The 21195-nt window shown below is 59.4% G+C and carries 17 protein-coding genes; 9 read left to right on the top strand and 8 right to left on the bottom strand.

All coding sequences use genetic code 11. The annotated features are described in order from the left end of the window. Positions 1-85: 85 nt before the first annotated feature. Both E8M77_RS02020 and E8M77_RS02025 read right to left on the bottom strand, forming a co-directional pair. A complete protein-coding gene (locus tag E8M77_RS02020; protein ID WP_170975712.1) occupies positions 86-841 on the bottom strand; it encodes a DUF6030 family protein in 756 nt (251 codons plus the stop codon). 145 nt (positions 842-986) lie between these two features. Continuing rightward, a complete protein-coding gene (locus E8M77_RS02025) occupies positions 987-2564 on the bottom strand; it encodes an AMP-binding protein (RefSeq protein ID WP_246659087.1) in 1578 nt (525 codons plus the stop codon). 194 nt (positions 2565-2758) lie between these two features. On the opposite strand from E8M77_RS02025, the gene E8M77_RS02030 reads away from it, so the two are divergent. Continuing rightward, positions 2759-3247, top strand: coding sequence for a MarR family transcriptional regulator (locus E8M77_RS02030; protein WP_137128951.1), 489 nt, complete (start codon positions 2759-2761; stop codon positions 3245-3247). 9 nt (positions 3248-3256) lie between these two features. Here the strand turns inward: E8M77_RS02030 and E8M77_RS02035 are convergent, their stop codons facing one another. Beyond that, positions 3257-4111, bottom strand: a complete 855-nt coding sequence (locus tag E8M77_RS02035) for a D-amino-acid transaminase (protein ID WP_137128952.1) — start codon at positions 4109-4111, stop codon at positions 3257-3259. A 187-nt stretch (positions 4112-4298) separates the two neighbouring features. Between E8M77_RS02035 and E8M77_RS02040 the strand changes: the two genes are divergently transcribed. From E8M77_RS02040 to E8M77_RS02050, 3 genes are all read left to right on the top strand, one after another. Next, positions 4299-5243 carry a glyoxylate/hydroxypyruvate reductase A gene (locus tag E8M77_RS02040; RefSeq protein ID WP_137128953.1) on the top strand — a complete coding sequence of 315 codons (945 nt, stop codon included), beginning with the start codon at positions 4299-4301 and terminating at the stop codon, positions 5241-5243. Between the two features lie 188 nt (positions 5244-5431). After that, positions 5432-7567, top strand: a complete 2136-nt coding sequence (locus tag E8M77_RS02045) for a mechanosensitive ion channel family protein (RefSeq protein ID WP_170975713.1) — start codon at positions 5432-5434, stop codon at positions 7565-7567. An 11-nt stretch (positions 7568-7578) separates the two neighbouring features. Beyond that, complete coding sequence (locus E8M77_RS02050; RefSeq protein ID WP_246659088.1) at positions 7579-8697, top strand: UDP-galactopyranose mutase; 1119 nt, start codon at positions 7579-7581, stop codon at positions 8695-8697. A gap of 10 nt (positions 8698-8707) precedes the next feature. Here the strand turns inward: E8M77_RS02050 and E8M77_RS02055 are convergent, their stop codons facing one another. Both E8M77_RS02055 and E8M77_RS02060 read right to left on the bottom strand, forming a co-directional pair. Beyond that, complete coding sequence (locus E8M77_RS02055) at positions 8708-9343, bottom strand: DUF1109 domain-containing protein (RefSeq protein WP_137128956.1); 636 nt, start codon at positions 9341-9343, stop codon at positions 8708-8710. Further along, positions 9330-9896, bottom strand: a complete 567-nt coding sequence (locus E8M77_RS02060; protein ID WP_137128957.1) for a sigma-70 family RNA polymerase sigma factor — start codon at positions 9894-9896, stop codon at positions 9330-9332. The genes E8M77_RS02055 and E8M77_RS02060 overlap by 14 nt, the downstream gene beginning before the upstream one ends. Before the next feature lie 293 nt (positions 9897-10189). On the opposite strand from E8M77_RS02060, the gene E8M77_RS02065 reads away from it, so the two are divergent. The 4 genes from E8M77_RS02065 to E8M77_RS02080 all read left to right on the top strand — a co-directional run bounded on the left by E8M77_RS02065 (position 10190) and on the right by E8M77_RS02080 (position 14894). Continuing rightward, positions 10190-10690 (top strand): cupin domain-containing protein, encoded by a 501-nt coding sequence (locus E8M77_RS02065; RefSeq protein WP_137128958.1) that lies wholly within the window; start codon positions 10190-10192, stop codon positions 10688-10690. Between the two features lie 186 nt (positions 10691-10876). Beyond that, positions 10877-12601, top strand: coding sequence for an alpha/beta fold hydrolase (locus E8M77_RS02070; protein ID WP_137128959.1), 1725 nt, complete (start codon positions 10877-10879; stop codon positions 12599-12601). Between the two features lie 401 nt (positions 12602-13002). Continuing rightward, positions 13003-13761, top strand: coding sequence for a WecB/TagA/CpsF family glycosyltransferase (locus E8M77_RS02075; RefSeq protein ID WP_137129170.1), 759 nt, complete (start codon positions 13003-13005; stop codon positions 13759-13761). 14 nt (positions 13762-13775) lie between these two features. Further along, complete coding sequence (locus E8M77_RS02080; RefSeq protein WP_137128960.1) at positions 13776-14894, top strand: cellulase family glycosylhydrolase; 1119 nt, start codon at positions 13776-13778, stop codon at positions 14892-14894. Between the two features lie 28 nt (positions 14895-14922). Here the strand turns inward: E8M77_RS02080 and E8M77_RS02085 are convergent, their stop codons facing one another. From E8M77_RS02085 to E8M77_RS02095, 3 genes are all read right to left on the bottom strand, one after another. Beyond that, the gene (locus tag E8M77_RS02085; protein WP_137128961.1) at positions 14923-16500 is read right to left on the bottom strand and encodes a hypothetical protein; all 1578 of its coding nucleotides are present in this window, start codon (positions 16498-16500) and stop codon (positions 14923-14925) included. Beyond that, entirely contained in the window at positions 16497-17642 is a 1146-nt protein-coding gene (locus tag E8M77_RS02090; RefSeq protein WP_137128962.1) for a glycosyltransferase family 4 protein, read from the bottom strand. Before E8M77_RS02090 ends, E8M77_RS02085 begins: the two co-directional genes overlap by 4 nt. A gap of 169 nt (positions 17643-17811) precedes the next feature. Continuing rightward, a complete protein-coding gene (locus E8M77_RS02095) occupies positions 17812-19341 on the bottom strand; it encodes a hypothetical protein (protein ID WP_170975715.1) in 1530 nt (509 codons plus the stop codon). Positions 19342-19593: 252 nt separating this feature from the next. Here E8M77_RS02095 and E8M77_RS23805 point away from each other — a divergent pair, with 252 nt between their 5' ends. Next, on the top strand, positions 19594-20994 hold the full coding sequence (locus E8M77_RS23805; RefSeq protein ID WP_170975716.1) for a GumC family protein: 1401 nt from the start codon (positions 19594-19596) through the stop codon (positions 20992-20994). Positions 20995-21195 lie beyond the last annotated feature (201 nt).

The raw sequence follows: 21195 nt of genomic DNA on the forward strand, positions 1-21195 counted from the left end.
AAGTCTCTGTTTCTAAACACGAATTCCAATCAACACCCAACACCCCATCCCCAACAACCCCAAATCACCCGCAAAGCCTAAGCCATCATTCGATACCACCTGTCGGTGGGACCGGCAGTCGCAGGGGAAAGGTCAGGTCCTTCCCTCTGCCGGCCTGATCCTGGACGAAACCGGGCTTCAGCAGGACATTAAAGCGCCGTTCGCCGTTGCGCTCCGGTCGAATGGAAATCTCGCCATAGCCAAGGATGAAGGAAACGTTATCGTCCGTTTCGATCGCCTCGTTCACCTTGCCCTCGACGTACGGGACATCAATGGGCAGGTAATGGTTCATGAAATGGGCCGTCAGGCTGATCAGGCTCATACGGTCCTGATCGGCCAGCAGGCTGAGCTTGACTCGAAACGTGCGCGTCAACAGATCATCGCCACGGACATGCAGGAAAAGAGTATCCTTCCCCGTCTGCCGTTCAACGAGCAGTGTGCATTCCCAATCTCCATTGGGGTTTGTCTTGAACTCGGGCGCCGATCCGGCTTCCAGTTCGCGCAACATGTCACATCGTTCTTTTGGCTTCAGCGTAGCGAAACTCTCAGTGAGTTCAGCCTTGGGCGCAGCATCTGTCAGCCGCTCCAACAGGGATTCAGGCGGCACCGGCTGCACTTTGGCCGGAAGTCGTGGACCTTGCATGTCTCGCGGCTTTGCCGGTGCGCCCCATTCAATTCCCAAGGACAGGGCCAGTCTCTTCAGGTTCTGCGCATCATTGGCAAGTAGCGGCACGAGTATGACGGGCGCAAGGAACACCGCAAGGAAGACCAAAAAAGGTCCTTTTGACACTTTCGACTGCATCTGATGCCCCGGAGCAGGCCACCCTGGTCAACAATGACCGGCGATGGCACGGTTACGGCGAGGCAATACCACGACAGGAGGAAATGCGCGACGGTTGATCTGACTGAGCTCAAGCTAAAATGTGCAAGGGCCTGATAGGTCTACCTTAACGGCTAGCCGCCCAGGTCTCGCGCAGCAAATGCTTCAGTGGCTTTCCTGCCGCATTGCGCGGAATGCTATCGACAAAGATCACATGCGCCGGGCGCTTGAAGGTGGCGAGTTTTTCGGCGCAATGGGCCTTGACCATATCGGCGGAGAGTGTCGCACTGTTACGAGGGACGATGAAGGCTGCGCCCACTTCGCCCCAGCGATCATCCGCGACGCCAATCACGGCGACATCGCCCACCATGGAATGGCTGGCAATCGCGCCTTCAACCTCGGCCGGATAGACGTTTTCACCACCGCTGATATACATGTCCTTCAGACGGTCGGCTAGCATATGGAAGCCGTCCTCGTCACAGCGTGCCATGTCACCTGTGCGCAACCAGCCATCGACGAAACTGGCCGCCGACTGTTCGGGCTTGTTCCAATAGCCGGGCGAAATGGATGGACCGCGCACCCAGATCTCGCCAATCGTGCCGGGCTCGCATTCATGACCGGTCTCATCGCTGATCTTGACTTCGATCAGCGGCGCGGGGAAGCCGACGCTGCCGTGACGTTCGGCAATGGCCGTCTCGTCAAGCGGCATATGCAAAACCGTCCCGGCCTCGCTCATGCCGTAGCCGTTGACCAGAGCCACGCCATCTTTCAGGTAAGCGGCCACCAGCGGCGGCGGCAGCGGCGCCCCGCCAATGAAGATCGCTTTCAGGCGCCGCATGCGCTCAGGCGCATAGCCGGGCTGGTCGCGCAGAATCGATGCCATCTGCGGTACGGCGAAATAATGGGTAACGCCCAAAGTCTCGTCGCTCAAACAGGCTATCGTGCGCTCCGGAACGAAGCGATCCGAGATCACCAGTGTGCCGCCCATCATCAGCGTCGTGCGGGCAATCGCCACAAGACCGATCGTGTGAAAGAAGGGCAGATCGCAGAAGGTGACGGAACCGGGCACGACTTCGCCGACGAAGGAGAAGTTGACGGCCGAATAGAAAAGGTTCTTGCGCGTCAGGATGACGCCTTTCGGCGTCCCGGTGGTGCCGGATGTGTAAAGCAGAATACTTGGGGTCTCGGCATCTGCCTTCAGCCGCTTCATCGGCGTAGCGGCAGCAATCTCACCGTCAAGCGTTTCGCCTTCACCGGCAAAGGGCATGACCGCCAGACGGGCCGAGGCAGCGCTAAGGCTCGGCATCACGCCGGCAAATTCCTGCTCATAGACAACCAGTTCCGGATCGCAGTCGCGCACGATATCGGCCAATTCTGCCGCGCCAAGCCGCCAATTGAGCGGCACGAAGATCGCCCTTATGCGCTGGCAGGCAAAAGCAAGCACCAGAAGATCGACACTGTTACGGCCAAGGCTTGCCACCCGGAACTGATCGCCGCGACCGGAAAAACGTGCAAATAGCATGGCGGCACAGCGCGCAATGCGATCATCGAACTGCGCATAGGTCAGGCCAGCACCTTCCGGCAGCACGCGAATGGCCATCTTGCCCGGTGAAACCCGCGCCCGGTAACCCACCGGATCTTCGGCAACCAGTGTGTAGGAATTGCCCAGCGCAAATCCAGCCATGTCGAGTTCGGTCTTATGCATTGAAAGCCTCCTCCGGCGATCGCCTCCACGATCAATAGTATGCGACACTTACAATTAGAGTTGCGCTTTTGCAAGAGCGTCCGCAGGAATTCACCGAGCCGCATCTGCTGCATGGACCTATATTTAGCGGCTCCATTCCCTTCACGTCTATGTTATGCGCATGAAAGGATCATAATAAAGGAGACGTTGAGTCCATGGGCCTGGATGACATCGAAGACGGAACCGCCGACGCGGCCAAGGAGACAGGCCTTGAACGCGGTTGGTTGAAAGGCCTTCTCGGTTATCATCTTCGTATGGCGCATCTTGCGCTTTATCGCGACTTTGCCGCCAAAATGGCGTCATTCGATCTCACTCAGAAACAGCTGGCTGCGCTGGAGCTCATCGCCACCAATCCCGGCGCCTCGCAGGGTGACATTGCCAATGCCTTGTCAATGGACCGCGCCACCATGATGGGCATGGTCAAGCGTCTTCTGTCACGCGGCCTCATCGAGCGAAGGTCCTCGACCGTGGATCGGCGCCGGCAGGAGATCCGCCTGACGGCGCAAGGGGAAGAAACGATGAAGGCGGCACACATCATTATCGACAGGCACGAAGCGGAGTTTTCTTCTGTCCTGACTGCGCCGGAGCGTGAAGCCCTGATCGGCCTGCTCTGCCGGCTTTATGAGAAGCGGCCGCCCCTCTGACGGAAGCGATCAGATCGCCCGCGCCAACTGATCCTCGATATAGATCTGCCTTAGCCTTGCCGACACATCGCCCGGCTGGCCGTCGCCAACAGGCACGCCATCAATGGACACGACCGGCATGACGAATGTGCCGGCAGAGGTGATGAAGACTTCGCTTGCAGCCTTGGCCTCTTCCGGTGTGAAGCTCCGCTCTTCAACGGAAAGCCCGGCTGCGCGGGCCAGATCCAGCACCGATCCGCGGGTAATCCCGTGCAGAAGCGCATTGGAAAGCGCGCGGGTCACCAGCACGCCCTCTTTCGTCACCATATGGGCGTTGGACGATGTCGCCTCGGTGATGAAACCGTCCTCGACGAAAAATGCATCATCGGCACCGGACTTGACCGCCTCCATTTTCGCCAGCGACGAATAAAGGAGCTGCACAGTTTTGATCTGGCGGCTGACCCAGCGACCTTCCGGCACGGTGATCACCTTGATACCTGTCTTCCATCTCGGGTTTTCCAGGATATTGCGGGCCTGGGTAAAGAGCACGACAGACGGCGACAGGGTCCCGGAAAACAGGAAGTCGCGATCTTCCGCACCGCGCGAGATCTGCAGATAGATCAACCCGGTTTTCAGATCGTTGCGCGCAACGATCTCACGGTGCAAGTCCAGAAGAGCCGCCTCGTCAACGGGCGCATGCATCCCCAAAGCCTCCAGCGAGCGCTTCAGCCGGGCAATATGACCTTCGTAATCGATGAGCTTGCCGCCAATCACGCCCGTTACCTCATAGATGGCATCGGCAAACAGAAAACCGCGGTCGAACACGGAAATTTTCGCGTCTTCTTCGGGAAGCCATTGGCCATTCACATGGACGATGCGGGACATGAGCGTAAACTCCCTAGTCATTTCACAGATATGCGCGTGTAAGGGGCCTGTTCAGCCGAGCATCTGACACGCGCGCTTCCCAAGACCACAGGGCTAAAAATCAGTGCTGAGCGATTCGGGCAAGAGCAGGGCTTGACGGCATTTGCCGCATCGCTCCACAAGGCTTCCCAAACTTGGAGAACTCGTCATGCCGACGCCCATCGCCTTTGTCACCCGTCTGGAGCGGGAAGAAGAACAATCCTGGCTTGCGGCACTTGCACGGACCATGCCGGAAGAACGGATCATTCCCTTCCGTGAGTTGTCCATGCAAGAGCGCCAGGAGGCGCAGATTGCCATTGTTGCCAATCCAGATCCGGCCGACGTGGCGGCCCTGCCGGGTCTTGCCTTCATTCACAGCCTCTGGGCCGGTGTCGAGCGGCTGGTTCTGGAACTGGGTGAGACGGCACCGCCGATTGTCCGGCTGGTCGATCCGGAACTGTCGCGGGTCATGGCGGAAGCCGTGCTCGCCTGGACCTATTATCTGCAGCGCGACATGCCTGCCTATCGCAGGTCGCAGGAGGCGCGCCAATGGTTGCCGCGCGCCTATCGCCATCCTGCCGATATGACCATCGGCTTGCTGGGGCTTGGCGAGCTTGGAACGGCCGCCGCCCACCGGCTTCTCGAGGCCGGCTTCAAGGTCGAAGGCTGGAGCCGCACTGCCCGGCAGATGACGGCGATCAAGACGCATCATGGCGAGGATGGACTGGCCGCATTGCTCTCCTCCAGCGATATTGTCGTCTGCCTGCTGCCGCTCACCAGCCAGACGCGCGGTCTCCTTAATGCCCCGCGCCTCGCCCTAATGCCGAAAGGCGCGTGCCTCATCAATTTTGCCCGTGGCGCCATTGTCGTTGCAGACGATCTTCTGGCAGCACTTGATACAGAGCAACTTGAACACGCAGTGCTGGATGTTTTCGAAACCGAGCCGCTGGCCGCCTCATCGCCCTTCTATGCGCATCCGAAGGTGACCGTCCTGCCGCATATCTCCGCGCCCACGACGGAAGCGACCGCCGCGCAGATCGTCGCGACCAATATCACCGGCTGGCGAAAAGATGGCACCCTGCCGGCCAGTATCGATATGCGCCGGGGCTACTGACGCATGGTGCCGGCACAGATTGCCATGGCCCGGCATTCTGTTGCATCATCCGGATAAAGGACGCGCCGTTTCGGCACGCAACGGGCGGGTCTGTTTGACCCGGAGACAAAGGAATGGTGCGCTTGCAGGGGGTAATTCAGACTGGCCGGCGCTTTGCCGCGCTTTTCGTCTTGGCGTGGTGCTGCGCGATGGCGCCGTCCGCTGCCTTGGCTCAGGAGCCATCTATCACGCTTGTGCTGCAGCCGGGTCAATCGCAGGCCGATATTGACGCTGCCATCAAGGCAGCGGGTGCAGACGGCAAGCCCGTCATCATCCGCTGGACCGAGGCCAGCCCGCCGGGCGTGACCGCTTCGAGCGGTAATGCCACCCGCAGCGGGCCAGTCGTTGCCGTCGACAGCATGTGGATGTTCAGCGACGTGCTGGAGGCTCTCAGGACCGGAACGCAACGCGCCATCCGGGGATTTACGGGATTGCCTGCCGCCTTTGGCTCCAGCTGGGCCATCCTTAGTGCAGAAGAGGAAGGCGGTCCGGCTTTTGCCGCTCTTGCAGCGTTGCTTGCTGTGGCGGCGGGCCTTGCCGTCGCTTACCTGACGCGCCATGTGCTGGCCCGGCTGTCACGCCTGCATGAGACCACGCACCGCTTCACGATTGCCGCAGTCCGGCTTGGCTGCGATGCGATTGCGATCTTTGCCTTCATTTCTGTTGCACATGCGGTTTTGAGCCACATGACCGAACACGCGACCTTCACGCGACAGACGGCCAATGCCATGCTGTCAGTCGTGTCCGGCGGCATCATCTATGCGGCAGCGGGTCGTTTTCTCTTCAAGCCCAATGGCGCCGGCAGGCCCGGCCTGATTGCCATCGACCGGCCACGCTGGCATTTTCGCATGCTTCTCGCCTATGGACTAATGAATGCCTTTATCAGCAATTCCGTCCGGCTTGCCGATGTGCGCATGGTGGATGCAACGGCAGCCGACAGCTGGCTCTTTCTCACCGTCTCGGTTCTGACTGTCCTGAAGCTCTGGTGGTTCATTGCCGGGCGAAGCAACATTGCCCATGTGTTTGCCGGAAAGGATGCGGGTCCTGCCCGCCGATTCGTCGGCCATGTGCTGGCAGATTTTTACATCTTTTCGGCCATCGTCATCTGGATTGCCGGCCTACTGGTTGCCGGCACATCGCACAACAGCATCTGGGCACGGGCAGCGGGAACGACGCAGTTCCTGATGGTGGCCATTCCGCTGCTGGATCTCGGCATCGTCTCGCTACTCGGGGCGCTTGCGCGCCAGCGCGAGGCGCAGCAGGGCGCAAGCTTTGGCTCGGTCATGCTCTGGAGCCTTCGGACGCCACTTGCCGGCGCCGTCTGGCTGGTAGGTCTGCACATCGTCGTCATTCTGTGGCAACCCATGATGATGGGGGCAACAACGCTGGTCACCGAATGGCTCGTCTTGCTGCAACGTCTGAGCCTGTCGCTCATCGTCAGCTGGAGCATCTGCAGTTTCCTGATGCGCTATTTCGAATCCATCGCTCCCACAAAGGCCCCTATCCTGCCCGGCCAGGCCGATGAAATTGAAGTTGAAGCGAGCCGGATCTCGACCGTCCTGCCAGTCATCCGCAACCTGGTTCTCGGAGCGGTCATCGCCGTGGCCGGCCTCGTCATCATTTCCACGGCCGGCATAGATGTGACGCCGCTGCTCGCCGGCTTCGGGGTGCTGGGCCTTGCCCTGTCCTTCGGCTCTCAAACCCTGGTCAGGGATGTCGTTTCCGGCATATTCTTCCTGGCCGAGGATGCCTTCCGCATTGGCGAATATATCGATACCGGCAAGCTGATGGGCACGGTCGAGCAAATTTCCCTACGGTCAATCCGGCTTCGCCATCACAATGGACCAATCCACACCATCCCGTTTGGACAGATCAATGCGGTGACCAATTACAGCCGCGACTGGGGTACGATCAAATTCGAGCTGCGCTTCGATCGCGATGCCGATCTGGAACTCATCCGCAAGACGGCCAAGAAGGTTGGCCTCGGCCTGCTCGAACACCCGGAATTTGGCGATTCCTTCCTCGTGCCGGTCAAGATGCAAGGTATCCACGAGGTAAACGAAACATCCATGGTGATCCGCTTCAAGTTCACCGCCCGGCCCGGCAAGCCGAGCCTGATCAAGCGCGAGGCGATGAAGCGACTTCTCGCCGCCTTCCGCGAGGCTGGTTTGCTGCTTGCCTCGAATGCCGTCGTAGTGCGCTCCGGCAACGGCCCCCTTGCCGATGCTGCAGCCGCCGCCACCGTGATCCCGCTTCAGGCAAACAGTGGAGCGGGTAGCGCATGAATGGAAGCGCCTTGTCCCCCAGCACCATTGCCGTCGTCGGCGCCGGCCTTTCCGGCGCTGTCATTGGCCGATTGCTGGCGGAAGCCGGCCATAGTGTCGAGGTGTTCGACACGCGTGACCACGTGGCCGGGAATTGCCACACAGAGCGTGACCCGCAAACCGGCGTGATGGTGCATGTCTACGGACCGCATATCTTTCACACCGATGACACGGAAGTCTGGGCCTATGTGAACCGCTTCCAGACATTCATGCCCTACAAGAACCGGGTGAAGACGACAGCGGGCGGCCAAGTCTATTCGCTGCCGATCAACCTGCACACAATCAACCAGTTTTTCGGCAAGACGTTGCGTCCTGATGAAGCGCGCGCGTTTATCGAGGAACTGGGGGACCGTTCGATCACCGAGCCGAAAAGCTTTGAGGAGCAGGCGCTGCGCTTCCTTGGCCGCGATCTCTACGAGGCCTTCTTCAAGGGCTATACCGAAAAGCAGTGGGGGTGTTCGCCAAGCGCGCTTCCGGCCTCCATCCTGAAGCGCCTGCCGGTTCGCTTCAACTATGATGACGACTATTTTTTCCATCGCTACCAAGGCATGCCGGAAAACGGTTATACCGACATGGTCACCCGCATTCTCGATCATCCGGGCATTCGGGTTCACCTGTCGACGCGCTTTGAGCGTGCGACGGCCCGCGAGTTTGCGCATACCTTCTATTCAGGCCCACTCGACGGTTATTTCGATTACGCGCATGGGCGGCTCGGCTACCGCACGCTTGATTTCGAGCGCTTTACCTATCAGGGCGATTATCAGGGCTGCGCCGTGATGAATTATGGCGACAGCGCCGTGCCCTACACGCGCATTACCGAGCACAAGCATTTCTCCCCCTGGGAAGAGCACGATGCGTCCGTCTGCTACCGGGAGTTTTCGCGTGCCTGCGGGCCAGACGACATTCCCTATTATCCGATCCGGCTGATGGAGGATCAGGCCCAGCTTTCGCTTTACCTCAAGGCTGCCCATGAGGAAAAGCAGGTCACCTTTGTCGGGCGGCTTGGCACCTATCGCTATCTCGATATGGACGTGACAATCCGCGAGGCGCTGGATACCGCACGACGTTTCCTGTCATCGCCTACGGGCTGAACCGGATCCGCTACCAGCGCAGGAAACGACGGCCGGCGAGAGCGCCGGCGGCGGTGACGATGGCACTTGCCGTGACATACCAGGTCGCCACAAATAGCGGACTGTCATCCGGGCAATGCAGCGCATAGATGCAAGCGGCGATGCCGGCAGCAGCCAGACCCGCCACGGCACCGGCCAGCGTCGGGTTCTCAGGCGCTCCCTGGCGCAGCGCCAGGAACAGCACAACAAGCGGCGGCAGCGACAAAAGCGGAATGGCCATCACGCAAAAAGCCGCGTGCTGTCCGACAAGGCTCTTCGCCCAGGTGTCCCGCGGCACGACAGCAAGTTCAAGCCCAACCGAAAGGCAAAGCAGCAGAAGCGGCAGGAGGAGCAGCAGGGCACGTGGACGCATAGGCACCGCCGGCCGCCCAATCCGCACCGCAAGCGCACAGGCGCAGGCAGCAAAAATTGTACTGGTGAGAATCTTGGCGGCCACGCGCAGCGTTTCAATCGCGGATGCAAAATCATCACGCGGGCCGATGGACACCAGCATCAATGTCAGAGACAGGACCAGACCGGACAGCACAGCCTTGACCATCAGCGGCCCAAAGGGCTGCCGCACGGGCGCGTCTTGCGCAAGCAGGCTGATTAGGTCATTGGTCTTCACGCATTCCACTCCGATAAGCCGCCGCAAGTGACTTCAATGCCCTGTGCAGGGCAACGCGGACAGCAACCTCTGTCATTTTCAGGCGTGAGGCCGTATCGCGAATGCTTGCGCCCTCCAGCGAAATCGACCGGACAATATCGCGTTGCGGATCTTTAAGCCGTGTCAACATCTGCTCTGCATCCATCCGGTCGGTGAAGCTGCTCTGTTCGACCGCCTCCAGCGTTTCCATCACATCCTCGATCGGCACATCGATCCGGCGGCCTCGCCGGCGCATCGTGTCGATCAGCTTGTTGCGCACGATGATCGACAGCCAGGGGCCGATGGGACGCGCAGGATCCCAGGTACCGCGTTTCAGGTGAATGGCAAGCAGCACTTCCTGCACCACGTCCTCAGCCTCGCTCACCGGGGCGCCGAACTGTTCACATCGTCGGCGCGCCATCGCCCGCAGATGCGGCACAACAGCTTGCAGGAAGCGATGATAGGCTTGCGTATCGCCGGCAATAGCCAGACGCATCCAAGCGGCCCATTCATCTTCACGCAAAGACTGCGTCACCTGATACTGCCCCCTACGGATGTCGCGCGCGTATTGTTACCGCGGCGCTCGAAAAACTTGCATCCACAACATCACCCGCTGCCGTGCCTGTTTTCCACGGACATTCGCTTTACCACAAGTGCGAATATGCGCAGCGGCCATTGGAGCTGTAGCATTTGCGCAGGCCGCGCAGGTCCGACCAGAATGCCGTCCGAAAAATCGCAAGTCCCTAAAATGCAAGTCTTTACCTGAAGATAAAAATCACCTTCGGCCCGTAAAGATGTCGCGAAATGCAACATCACTTGGGGGTGACGATGCCTGTGAAGATTTTGTTGGCCATGGGGCTGGCGGTAACGGCGAAGCTGCGCGCGCAAGAGGAAGTTATCGATCCGGTGCCTCTGCCCTTCGTGTCCTACAAGTTCGGCGTCGTGCCCATGCATGATGCGCCAATCGAACCGAGCTGGATCATCGCCGGCGCGCCGAGGGCACGGATTTCACGCTGTTCCGCAGGCTTTGATGGCACCGGAGGTGCCGCCGTCTGGGATTGCTCGGCCGGCACCTTTCGCTGGCACTTCGTGCGCGAGGAAACGGTCGTCATTCTCGAAGGCGAGGTGCATGTGACGGCGCAAGACGGCACCCAGCGGCTGCTGAGCGTCGGTGATATCGCCTTCTTTCGCGCCGGAACCTGGGCCACATGGCGCATCGACACCTATGTGCGCAAGGTCGCCCATACGCGCCGACCCTTGCCCAAACTGATCTCTAGCGCGCTGAAACTGGTGCGCAGCCTCAAGGGCGGGGCGCAGCAAAGCCTGTAACCGCCGCCCCCTGAATGCCCGATACGTAAACCGCACATGGCCCACGCAATGTGCGCTGCCGATCCGTGTGCATCCGCCGATGCGCCCCACCCATCCGTTGCGCGACAGGCCGCCATGTCATCTGCATCACCCACCTCAGAACACCAGCCGGGGGGCCGTCCCGTTTCCCTCAGGTCCGGATGCGGCATGCTGCATGCGGCACCGGGCGATACTGCCGTGTTGATCTGCCCACCCTGGGGTTATGAGGCACTCTGCGCCTACAAAAGCCTGCGCATTCTGGCCGATCAGCTTGCCGAACGTGGCTATCCGGTACTGCGCTTTGATTATCCGGCAACAGGAAACAGCAGCGTAGCCCCCGACAATCTGTCCGGCATCGAAGACTGGCGCATCTCAGTCTGCAACGCTGCTGCGGATCTGCAGCAATTGACGGGCGCCTCACGCGTCGTGCTTCTCGGCCTGGGCCTCGGCACGCTCCTCGCCCGACTTGCCAGCCCCGACATCCCGTCCCTCTACGGCCTTGCTTTGCTTGGTCCCGTCAATGATGGGCGCCGCTATCTGCGCGAACTCTGCAGTTGGTCGGCCATGATCAACGAGAGCATCGGCCTTGCCCCAGCATCCACGGCTGTCGCGGAGCCGGATATTGGCCCGGCTATTGCAGGTTTCGAAATGCCTTCCGCCATCGCCCTGACATTGAAGGCCATCAATGCCAAGAGCGTTCCGCTTTCCTCGGTCATGCATCTGATTGCGCAGCGTTCGGGCTTTGTTGGCGACCAGGATCTTGCCGACACACTGAAAGCCGCCGGTACCGAAATCAGGCTCATCTCGTTTGAAGGCTTCGAAGGCCTGCTCGGCGATCCGACGTCCGCCAGAACGCCGAAGAAGACCTGGCAGGCGGTCGGCGACTGGATGTCAAAAACCTTTCCCATGCGCCCAGCCTATCAACCGGCGCTACCCGATCGCCCGGTGCGCCAGTCCGGCCATGGCTTTGAAGAGGAATTCCTGCGGTTTGGTGCAAACGACCAATTGTTCGGCGTGCTGTGCGAACCGGATGATCTGGTGCCAGTGAAAGACAGGCAGATCTATATCATCATCAATTCCGGCTTTGATCCGCAGGTCGGCTGGGCCCGCTCGACAACCGACCAGGCGCGCGCGCTGGCCCGTGCCGGCATCGCCTCCTTGCGCATGGATACGGCCGATATTGGCGACAGCCCAGCCTATCCTGACAGCCCAGCCATGGTCCTCTATTCGCAAGCTCAGATCGATGACGTGACGCCTGCCATCGACTGCCTCGAAGCCCGCGGCTACCGTCAGATATTGCTGACGGGTCGCTGCGCCGGGGCCTATGTCGCGCTGAATGCTGCCGTCGCCGATCATCGGGTCAAAGGCGCCGTCATCGTCAACCTGCAGCGCCTCGTCTGGGATCCGGATGAGGATGTCGAAGAGGCCGTGCAGAACGCCTTTCGCTCCTTCGACAATTACAAGAGCCGGATGCTGCAACTGGACACGCTGAAGCGGATCGTGAGCGGCGACATCAATGTGCTGCGCGTTGCTAGAAGCATCCTGCGCCGTCTCTCGGGCCGGCTGGGCGTCAAGCTGGCGCCGGTAAGTTTCGGTCTCACCAAATATGCCCGCTTGCGCCGCGAGGTTCTCTCCAATTTCGCCCTGTTGCGTCAACGCCAGACCGCCGTCGCGCTCGTCTACAGCGCCGATGATGGGGGGCTTGATGAACTCGCCACCTATTTCGGGCGCAACGGACAGATGCTGTGCGCCTATCCGAACACCTCGATCACCGTCATCGCGGATGCCGATCACAACATGACGCCAAAGGCCGCACGCGCCCAACTTCTGGCGCTCATGACCGCATGTGCGGGTGAAAATGGCCGCATCCGCTCTACAACTGCAACGATATGAAGATTTGCAGCGCCTTGCGGCAGGCAAAACCTGAATCTTCGGGGAGGAAAACATGATTAATAAATTATAAATAAATAAAATTTGAATAAAATTTTGAGTATAAATCTGAATTCACGTTAATCAAAGCCAAAACTACTTTTGAATTCTCGACTGAAAAGACTTCTATATTCACATCTATTCATGCTTAGTGGAAATGCAGAGTGTCGCTATTTGAGGCATTGGCAACAAACGATCTTAAGCCTTCGCGACAAGACCGCCACAATGAAGTGGGTGAATTGAGGATGTATCCGGTGAGCAATCTAAAGCCCATCAACAACCCAGAACATGAGCGCCGCCATGCAACCTCGCATGTACGGCCTGCACCCTATCGGGCGCCGGTGCAGGACGAAATCCATTCTGACATTCCGGGCTGGCCGACGACCATTCTGGGCGGCTTGCCGATCGCGCGCGCCGGTCTGGAGGAAAGTGCGCAAGGGTTTGTCGATCATGCGCTCGCTGCCCGTGGCAGGCGCGCACGCCCGCTCTATTCCACCTCCGCCAATGGTCAGGTCATCGCCATGTGTGCCAAGGACCCGGCACTGATGGCTTTGATGCTGCAGGCCGACCAGATCCATGCTGACGGCATGCCGATGGTGATGTTCTCGAAGCTCTACTCAACGAAGCCCGTCCTCGAACGGGTGGCAACGACCGATCTCATTCATGCGGTTGCCCGCAAGGCGGAGGAAGCCGGCGTCAGCTTCTATTTCCTCGGCGGCACGGAAGAGGTGAATGCCAAGGCCGTCGATGCCATGCACAAGGCCTATCCTCGCCTCACCATTGCCGGAAGGCGCAATGGCTATTTCACGCCTGAGCAGGAAGATGAAGTCATCGCTGATATCGTCCGCGCTCGCCCCGATATCCTCTGGGTTGGGTTGGGCGTGCCACTCGAGCAGAAATTCGTGCTGCGCAACCTCGACCGGCTTTCCGGCATCGGCATTGTGAAAACGGCTGGCGGACTGTTCGACTTCGTGTCCGGCAAGAACCGGCGCGCGCCACAATGGATGCAGCGTGCAGGCCTCGAATGGGCCTTCCGGCTGTGGCTTGAGCCGCGACGGCTTGCCATTCGCTACCTGCTCACCAATCCGATCGCACTTCAGGCCCTGATCCGCCACTCGCAGTGAACGGACGATTGTTCATGTCTTACGGCATCCGGTTGCTTGCCCTTCTTCTCGGCCTCCTGCCGGCACCGTGGCTGATGGCCGCTGAAGACAGGTCCTGTGCTGAATTCCGGCAATTTGCCAATCCGGATCTGCTGATCGCCATGCAGCGCGGCGTCAACCTGCCGGGCTGGGATCTGAAGAACGCTACTGAGCGACCGCAACTACAGCAATTGCGGGCTCTGCGCGCCAACGACTTTCGCCACATCCGGCTTCCGGTTGACAATCGCCGGCTGGATGGCAGCAGCAAATATGTCGGCGACCTCTACGACCAGACCATCATGCTGCTCAGCCTCGGCTTCGCAGTCTCTATCGATCTTCACCCGGACGATGAGATTGGCAGGCTTGCAAGACAAGATCCGGCAAAAGCCGAAGCCTATCTCAACGGCCTCTGGGACCAGATGCTGCCGATGATCCGCACGCTTGATCCCAAACGGGTTGCGGTCGAACTGCTCAATGAGCCGCAGATCGAACAGGATCCATGGATGGCCATGGCAAAGCGCCTGATCGCCCGTATCCGGCACGTCTTGCCTGCGCATACGATCGTCGTTGGCCCGTCCGGCCCTCAGCGTCACGAAATGCTCTCCGGCATGCAGCCATTCGACGATGACAACATCGTCTATGCCGTCCACTACTACGACCCGTTTCTCTTCACCCACCAGGGAGCCACCTGGGGTGCGGACAATGATCCGCTGCGCGATCTGGCGGGCCTTCCCTTCCCGGCAAAGGCGTCCGACAAAGCCGTTTCTGACCTCAGAGCCAAGCTGACGGCAAGCGGCAGAAGACAAGCTGTGGCAGAGATCGACAATGCGCTGCGCAACGACTGGAACGAAGCAATGATCGCCTCCGCCTTTACCGTGATGCGGGATTGGGCCAGCCGCTACAAGCGCCCGGTCATCATCAATGAATTCGGCGTTCTCAATTTCGTTGCGCCGCGCGCCTCGCGCCTGCGCTGGTTGGAGACAGTCAACCGCCAGGCGACATCACGCTGCCTCGGCTGGACACACTGGGATTTTCAGGACGGCTTCGGGCTGATCGATCCGGCAACGAAATTGCCGGATGCCGATATCATGCGCGTGCTCGCCCCCGCAAACTGAAGCCTTCCGCGCCTTGGGACTGCCCAGTTCACACAGATCTGGGGCTAAGCCGCTTTTCCAGCAGGCGCGAAATGGTCGCTGATTTCGGCTGTATGACGCTACCGTCGATCGCCTCGATATAGCCATTGCCCGATAGCGTATGCAGCTTGCGTCCAGGCCAGACCGGCGACACTGCTCTCAGATGCGTTTCCGGCACCTGCTCGAACCCCTCATCATCCAGCCGGTCGATCCGCATTAGGTTTAACGCCGTGCCATAGCCGCAGCGGGCTTCCTGCACGGGCCGATAGAGGGTCCCGTTGCGGATCACCATATTGCCGGCTGGACGCGACAGCCGATCATCGATCAGAACAGGATTATACCGATGTTCTGTCCAGGGGCCTGTCAGCCGATCGGCAGACCATATGGCCAGCGTATCGGAGTAACCGCCGATGGCCTGCCGCGTCACGGCAAACATCCACAGCCGCCCCTGATGGCGGATCACCGTCGCATCGGCTGCCTCCACATCGGACACCAGCGTTGCAAAAAGCTCCCACTGATCTGGAAAGCGAACGGCCCGGTAGAGCGGAATGCATCCGCTCAGCGATGCTTCCGGGATCATGAAGATCTGGCCATCCTCTTCGATCAGAAAAGGATAGGAAAGGTGCCAGGGCTCTTCCAGCACCGGCGTGATCGGCCCCGGATTTCCCGCTTCATCGATCAGGCAGTAGGAAATAATGCCTTTCTGCGTGGCGTGGGGCAGTTCCTCAAAAAACAGGTAGTCGCGGCCACCATGCCGGATCGGAAAGGGATCAGCGAGAAAGCGGTTGATCGGCGACGGCAGGATCGACCATGGCGCGCCGCCCAGGTTCCGCCTGGCCCAGACGTCATTCTGTGTATCGGCAAACCGCCAGCCGATACGCCAGTGCGGGGCGTGGCAGCAGAGACGATAGGCGGCATAGGCAGCGGAATGGGCAATCATGCGAAGACTGCGCAGCGCCACATGCTTTTTCGTGATCACGCTCAAGGGACATGTTGGGAAACCGATTTTGCCGTCATTTCCCGGCGCGCCGGCATGCAGCGACAGCGCCTTGTCGAGAAGCAGGATAAGCCGCGACCAGACGGCCTCCATGCCGCCGCCAATCCCGGCTGCCGCTTCTAGCGATGCGCAGCCTTGGGCAACCATGCGGGGTTCTTTGCCTTCACGCCGTTCCATCACGGAAATCTCGGGTGTTCCGTCAAAAAACAGCGCGCTTGCCAACGCCATTTCACCGGCATGGCCATTAAACAGCGGTTGCAGCCTTGGCACGGCAAGCGATCCGGCTTCCTCGGCGCAGAGATCGATGACCACATCGCAGTGCCGCAGGTCCTCGAGTGCCACCACCGGAAGGTTGCCGAGATCTGCCGCATCTGCCCAGCAGGCGCGACCTTTATGAAGTACGAGCTTTTCCAGTTGCAGCAGCGTCGAGAGCGCCGTGCCGCGCACGTCGGGTCCATCCGTCAGGACCACAACGACCTGGCAGTGAACCTGCGCGATCAGATAGCGGTGCAGCGCCAGAACGAAACCGGACATAGCAGCCCGCTCCACGAGGATACCGATCGTCCGGCGGGCACCAGCCATTGACGTCATGGCGCATGGCCTTGCGAAAGGTCCAGAACAAGCTCGCGATAGTGATTGACCATGGCATCAAGCGAATAGATTGAGGAAAGCCGCCTGCCCTGTTTAGATAGCGCCTCATGCCGGATCGGATCCGTCAGAAGCTCCTGAACACCGGCTGCAAATTCAGCCGGATCAGACGCATTGACGAACAGGGCGCAAGGATTGCCATCCACCTGCAGCACTTCCCTCAGCACAGGCAGACCATTAATGACGACAGGAATACCGGCCTGCGCGGCTTCCACGGCCGCAAGGCCAAAGGTCTCGGCCGCACTCGGAAAAACAAAGACATCAAGGCAGGCAAGGAAGCGGCCGATATCGCCGGGGCTGATCTCTCCCACCATGTGCAGCCGCTCGGCAACGCCCAGTTCCAGAGCGATTGTCTTCAGCCGCTCCGCATCCGGTCCCTGCCCGGCGACCGCGAGATGAACATGCGGCAGGCGCGACAGAATGCCGATCGCCAGATCGATCTGTTTCAACGGATGAAGGCGCGCAACGGTGCCGATCAATGGCGCATTGACCGGTAGGGAAAAACTGCTGCGTGCGGCAGCTTTCGGCATAGTGCAGGTCTTGTCGGCAAAACCATGCGGAACGTAGACGATGCGCCGCTTGTAGCGGTCGGGATAATCCGCATAATCCTGCAATGTCTGCTTGGAATTGACCGTCATCACATCATAAAAGCCCGCAAGACCCAGCCATCGATCAATCAGCCGCACCTTCGGGCTGATCGTTGCGGGTGCCGATACATGGTTGGCGATGATGCGCTTCACGCGCAAAAGCCGTCCGATGGGCGCTGCAACGATATTGCCATAGTGCTGAAATGGCAAAAGCACATCGGGCCTGATCTGCCGGATGATCCGCACGGTATTGAAGGCAAAGCGCAGGGCGGCCATCAGCCCTTTTGGGGCGCTGTCTGCGGCAAAATGGACATTCGGGAAATCATCGCATCCGGCGCTCTTGCGGTAGAGAAACAGATGGTGGACATCAAACGCGCTGTGCCCCTTATCGGTGCGCGACAATTCTGTCCCTAGAAGACGCGAAATCTCCTGGGCGCCGGCCATTTCGGCCTGCGTCTGAACGAAGAGCAGTCTTTTCGGCCGATGTTCATCAGGCATAGCAGTCCCTTTGCTTCAAGGTCTTCGGCCAGTCCAGTTGTGTGTGCAAGATCAACGCTTTCTCTCCCGCAAGGCACAACAGACCTGCTCCACCGAAGCCGCAGCTTTATAGTTCCCTATCGGCGCAGCCAATACTTGAGAAACCCTTTAGATCAGTAAACTTGATCGCCTATCTTTGTGCGTCTTCGCTCAGCACCCCGGTTCTGATACCGGCACCCAGCATCATGCCTGTAAGGCCGAGAAGGCTCGCCAAGGCCAGCGGTGCGAAATAGGCCTCTTCCTGGAAGAGACCGTTGAACAACATCCAGATGAGGCAGAGCGAGACTGCGGCATGCAGGGCATTGCCGGTGCGCTGGGCAAGCGTGAAGGCAAGCCAGGCAATCCAAGCATAACCTGCAATGATAACGAGGGCGAAGACACCCATCTGGTACAGCATCACGCCAACGGAACTTTCCACGGGAAAGGGCGTATAGCCTTGCGCCTGTGCCTGATACCAGTCGATGGTGATGAATAGCGGCGACAGATTGCCACCGGCACCAATGCCATAGCCCAGAGGATTGCCGAAAAACTCCCGCAACCCCGATATCAGCCCCAAAACGTGATAATCGCCGACCTGCAATCCGAGAAGGATGCCTGCAATTGCAAAGGCGAAGGCCGCTGCCAGATGCACGAAGAGAGCGATGCGCGCGCCGAGAAGCGCAAAGACGATCCAGCCGAAACCCACCATGATGAAGGCAATCAGCGGCCCCTTGACGCTGCACAAAAGCATCAGGATGACGAGTAGCCCGGCCTGGAAGAAAGCGCCGCGGTAAAGCGCAAACAGAGCAAAAAAGCTGATGCAATAGGCAAAGCTGATGGCGTGCATGTTCGGCCCGAACAGCCGCATGACTTCAATGCCGAGATCTGACAGGAAGGGCGAATTGAAAAAGGAAATGCGGAACGTGTCTGTCAGACCAGTCGCGACGATACCGGTTTCGCGGGCCGCCTTATCGAGTGCCAGCGTTTCCCAATTGGCCCCCAGCGACAGGTCCCAATAGGCAGCGCTGTTGGTATAGCTCAACCAGGCATCCCGATAGAAGAACTCCACAAAACCACAGAGCATGACCAGCATGCCCATGGCGCTCAAGGCTGCACCAAGCCTGACCTGATGCAAAGCAAAGACGACAAGGCAGATCTGGAACAGCAGCGTCGGCGTGACGACATTGCGCAGATTGATGACGGCACCCATGCCGTAAAGGACAAAGCCGATGGCGAAATAAGCGCCAATCAGGCAGAGCATGACGGTCGTTCTGAACAGAATGCGCCGCAGCATCGGCTGCAGATCCGTCAGCCGTGCCAACATCATGATCGCCAGCACGAGCCATACAATGCAGACATTCAGGAAGTTATAGGCGCGGATGATATCGAATTCATCGGCAGAGCCAATCGAGCCGGACAAAAGAGAGACGATGAGATTCTGGAAGATGAAACCGAACAGGATGCACACGATGGCCTGAGCCGGTGCAAGCCACGCGGTTGCCCCCATGACAAGGCTGGCCATAAGATAGCCAAGCATCGGGCTAGACGCATGCGCAACAATCGGCAAGGCCACCATGGCGCAGGCAAGCGCCACGGACCCAACGCCCTCCAGCAAGGGCGCCAGCCAGTGCGACAGCTGTCCGGGTCGCGCCGGTGGTTCAAGGGTAAAATAACTCGCCATGCCTTACCGCAATTCCAACGCGCCAGCCTTGTCTTCACAAAGCTTAAGGCAAAGGGCCTGACCGATTGGTTAACTTCCAATTTATCAATTGTCTCTAACACTGAGGACTTAGAGCGTGTTTCGCCCTCATTGAAACACGACCGAAGGCCCGCCCTGATGCCCGGAAAAGTGGAACAGATGTCGTCCTGGGATATGCCCCGTGTATCGAAAGAGACTTCGCTGCGGCGTGACCCGCATCGGAGCCTGCTGTCGATGGCGCCAGATGAACCGCTGACCAAGACACCCGCTCCCGCACGGCAACCGACACAGGAAAAGCCGGCACCCGAATTGCAGCCAGCCGAGCCCGAAGGACACCAGGGCTTTCTGCAGCCCGCCGCTCTCCTCAATCTCCTGGTCGACAAGGCGCGCTTCATTGTCTTCATCGCCCTGCTGATGGCTGTCTTCCTGTCAGGTATCGTGCTGTTCCTCCCCTTCCCCTTCAAGGCATCGGCCATTGTCTTCGTCGATCCGCGCGACGAACGTGTGACCTTGCAGGAAGAAGTGTTGCCGGCCATTGGCGCCGATGCCGCCGTGTTGGAAAGCATGGTACAGATCGTCAAGTCGGATGGCTTCCTGATTGACCTGATCAAGAAGATGAACCTGAATTCGGGCAGTGAATGGACGGGCAGTCCAGGCGATCTCGAAACTTTGGCCAGGCTGCGCAAGCAGATCCAGGCGGAGCGCATGGGCGCAACCTATCTCGTCAATGTCAGTTACCAGGGAAAGACGGCAGACGAAGCCGCGCGTGTGGCCAATGAAGTCGCCAATGCTTTCGTGTCGGCCCAGAACGGATCGCGCTCTCAGGCAACCGAGGATGCGTCTCGCAGGCTGTCGGACCGGCTGGTGGAAATCCGCGCCAGGCTGAACGAGAGCGAAGAGGCTGTCGCCCGCTTCAAGGCCGATAATGACATCGTCTATATCGACCAGCAGAACACGGTGCAGATGCGCCAGCTTGCGGATCTGAGCCAGCAACTGGCACTGATCCAGAATGCCACGGAAGAAGCTGAAGCGCGCTATAGTGAAGGCGCAACAAGCGGCACCTTCACCCGTTCCTCGACGCAAGGCGGCGAGGAAAGCGAGCAATTGTCCTTCCTGCGCCGGCAGTTGAACCAGCTGGAACAGACACGCGATCAGCAATTGCAAAGCTTCGGTCCGCGCCACCCGCGCCTGTTGCAGACGCAGCGGATGATCGACGGCATCAAGGAACAGATCGCCAGCCAGCGCCGGCTGCTGGTCGGCCAGCTGAAATCCGAACGCAATATCAACGTTTCGAAGCAGGACCAGCTCAAAAGCCAGGTGGACGAGTTGAGCGCCAGACTAGCACAATCGGAAGAAAAGAAGGTGCAACTGGCCGCGCTGGAGCGGGAGGCAACCGCCAATCGCGAGATCTACCAGCAGCTTTTGAGCCGCAACAAGGCAACCTTCGAACTTGCCCTTCTGCCGAGCAAGAACGTCCGCATCGTATCGGCGGCGATACCACCGGCCCGTTCAACACGCCCGCCGCTGGCACTGATCCTGCCCGTGCTTCTGGTCTTAAGCCTTGCCGGCGCGATTGCATTGACCGTTCTTAGCAACCTTTCCGCGTTGAGTTCCGACCGCCGGCCTAACGTCTGAAGCATGTTTGGAAGATGCATGCGGATTTCACTCTTGCGTTAACCAAGGCTTAAGATTTCGTTTTCATTAGGCTTTCATCACTGTCTGCGCCCCATATGCGCGTGCTAATGGCTGCTATATCGCGCCCAAAGCATCGAGCATGCCGCAGAGTGAGACAGATGGCGGCAGCTTCTGCAAGAACACCATGACCGGATACGAAAG

It is taken from the genome of Rhizobium sp. FY34 (genome assembly GCF_005222845.1).
Classification (GTDB): Bacteria; Pseudomonadota; Alphaproteobacteria; order Rhizobiales; family Rhizobiaceae; genus Neorhizobium.

What these genes read in the sequence shown, in the direction of transcription:
- E8M77_RS02020 (WP_170975712.1), bottom strand. Translation starts at nt 841, where the DNA reads ATGCAGTCGAAAGTGTCAAAAGGACCTTTTTTGGTCTTCCTTGCGGTG.
- E8M77_RS02025 (WP_246659087.1), bottom strand. Translation starts at nt 2,564, where the DNA reads ATGCATAAGACCGAACTCGACATGGCTGGATTTGCGCTGGGCAATTCC.
- E8M77_RS02030 (WP_137128951.1), top strand. Translation starts at nt 2,759, where the DNA reads ATGGGCCTGGATGACATCGAAGACGGAACCGCCGACGCGGCCAAGGAG.
- E8M77_RS02035 (WP_137128952.1), bottom strand. Translation starts at nt 4,111, where the DNA reads ATGTCCCGCATCGTCCATGTGAATGGCCAATGGCTTCCCGAAGAAGAC.
- E8M77_RS02040 (WP_137128953.1), top strand. Translation starts at nt 4,299, where the DNA reads ATGCCGACGCCCATCGCCTTTGTCACCCGTCTGGAGCGGGAAGAAGAA.
- E8M77_RS02045 (WP_170975713.1), top strand. Translation starts at nt 5,432, where the DNA reads ATGGCGCCGTCCGCTGCCTTGGCTCAGGAGCCATCTATCACGCTTGTG.
- E8M77_RS02065 (WP_137128958.1), top strand. Translation starts at nt 10,190, where the DNA reads ATGCCTGTGAAGATTTTGTTGGCCATGGGGCTGGCGGTAACGGCGAAG.
- E8M77_RS02070 (WP_137128959.1), top strand. Translation starts at nt 10,877, where the DNA reads ATGCTGCATGCGGCACCGGGCGATACTGCCGTGTTGATCTGCCCACCC.
- E8M77_RS02080 (WP_137128960.1), top strand. Translation starts at nt 13,776, where the DNA reads ATGTCTTACGGCATCCGGTTGCTTGCCCTTCTTCTCGGCCTCCTGCCG.
- E8M77_RS02085 (WP_137128961.1), bottom strand. Translation starts at nt 16,500, where the DNA reads ATGACGTCAATGGCTGGTGCCCGCCGGACGATCGGTATCCTCGTGGAG.
- E8M77_RS02090 (WP_137128962.1), bottom strand. Translation starts at nt 17,642, where the DNA reads ATGCCTGATGAACATCGGCCGAAAAGACTGCTCTTCGTTCAGACGCAG.
- E8M77_RS02095 (WP_170975715.1), bottom strand. Translation starts at nt 19,341, where the DNA reads ATGGCGAGTTATTTTACCCTTGAACCACCGGCGCGACCCGGACAGCTG.
- E8M77_RS23805 (WP_170975716.1), top strand. Translation starts at nt 19,594, where the DNA reads ATGGCGCCAGATGAACCGCTGACCAAGACACCCGCTCCCGCACGGCAA.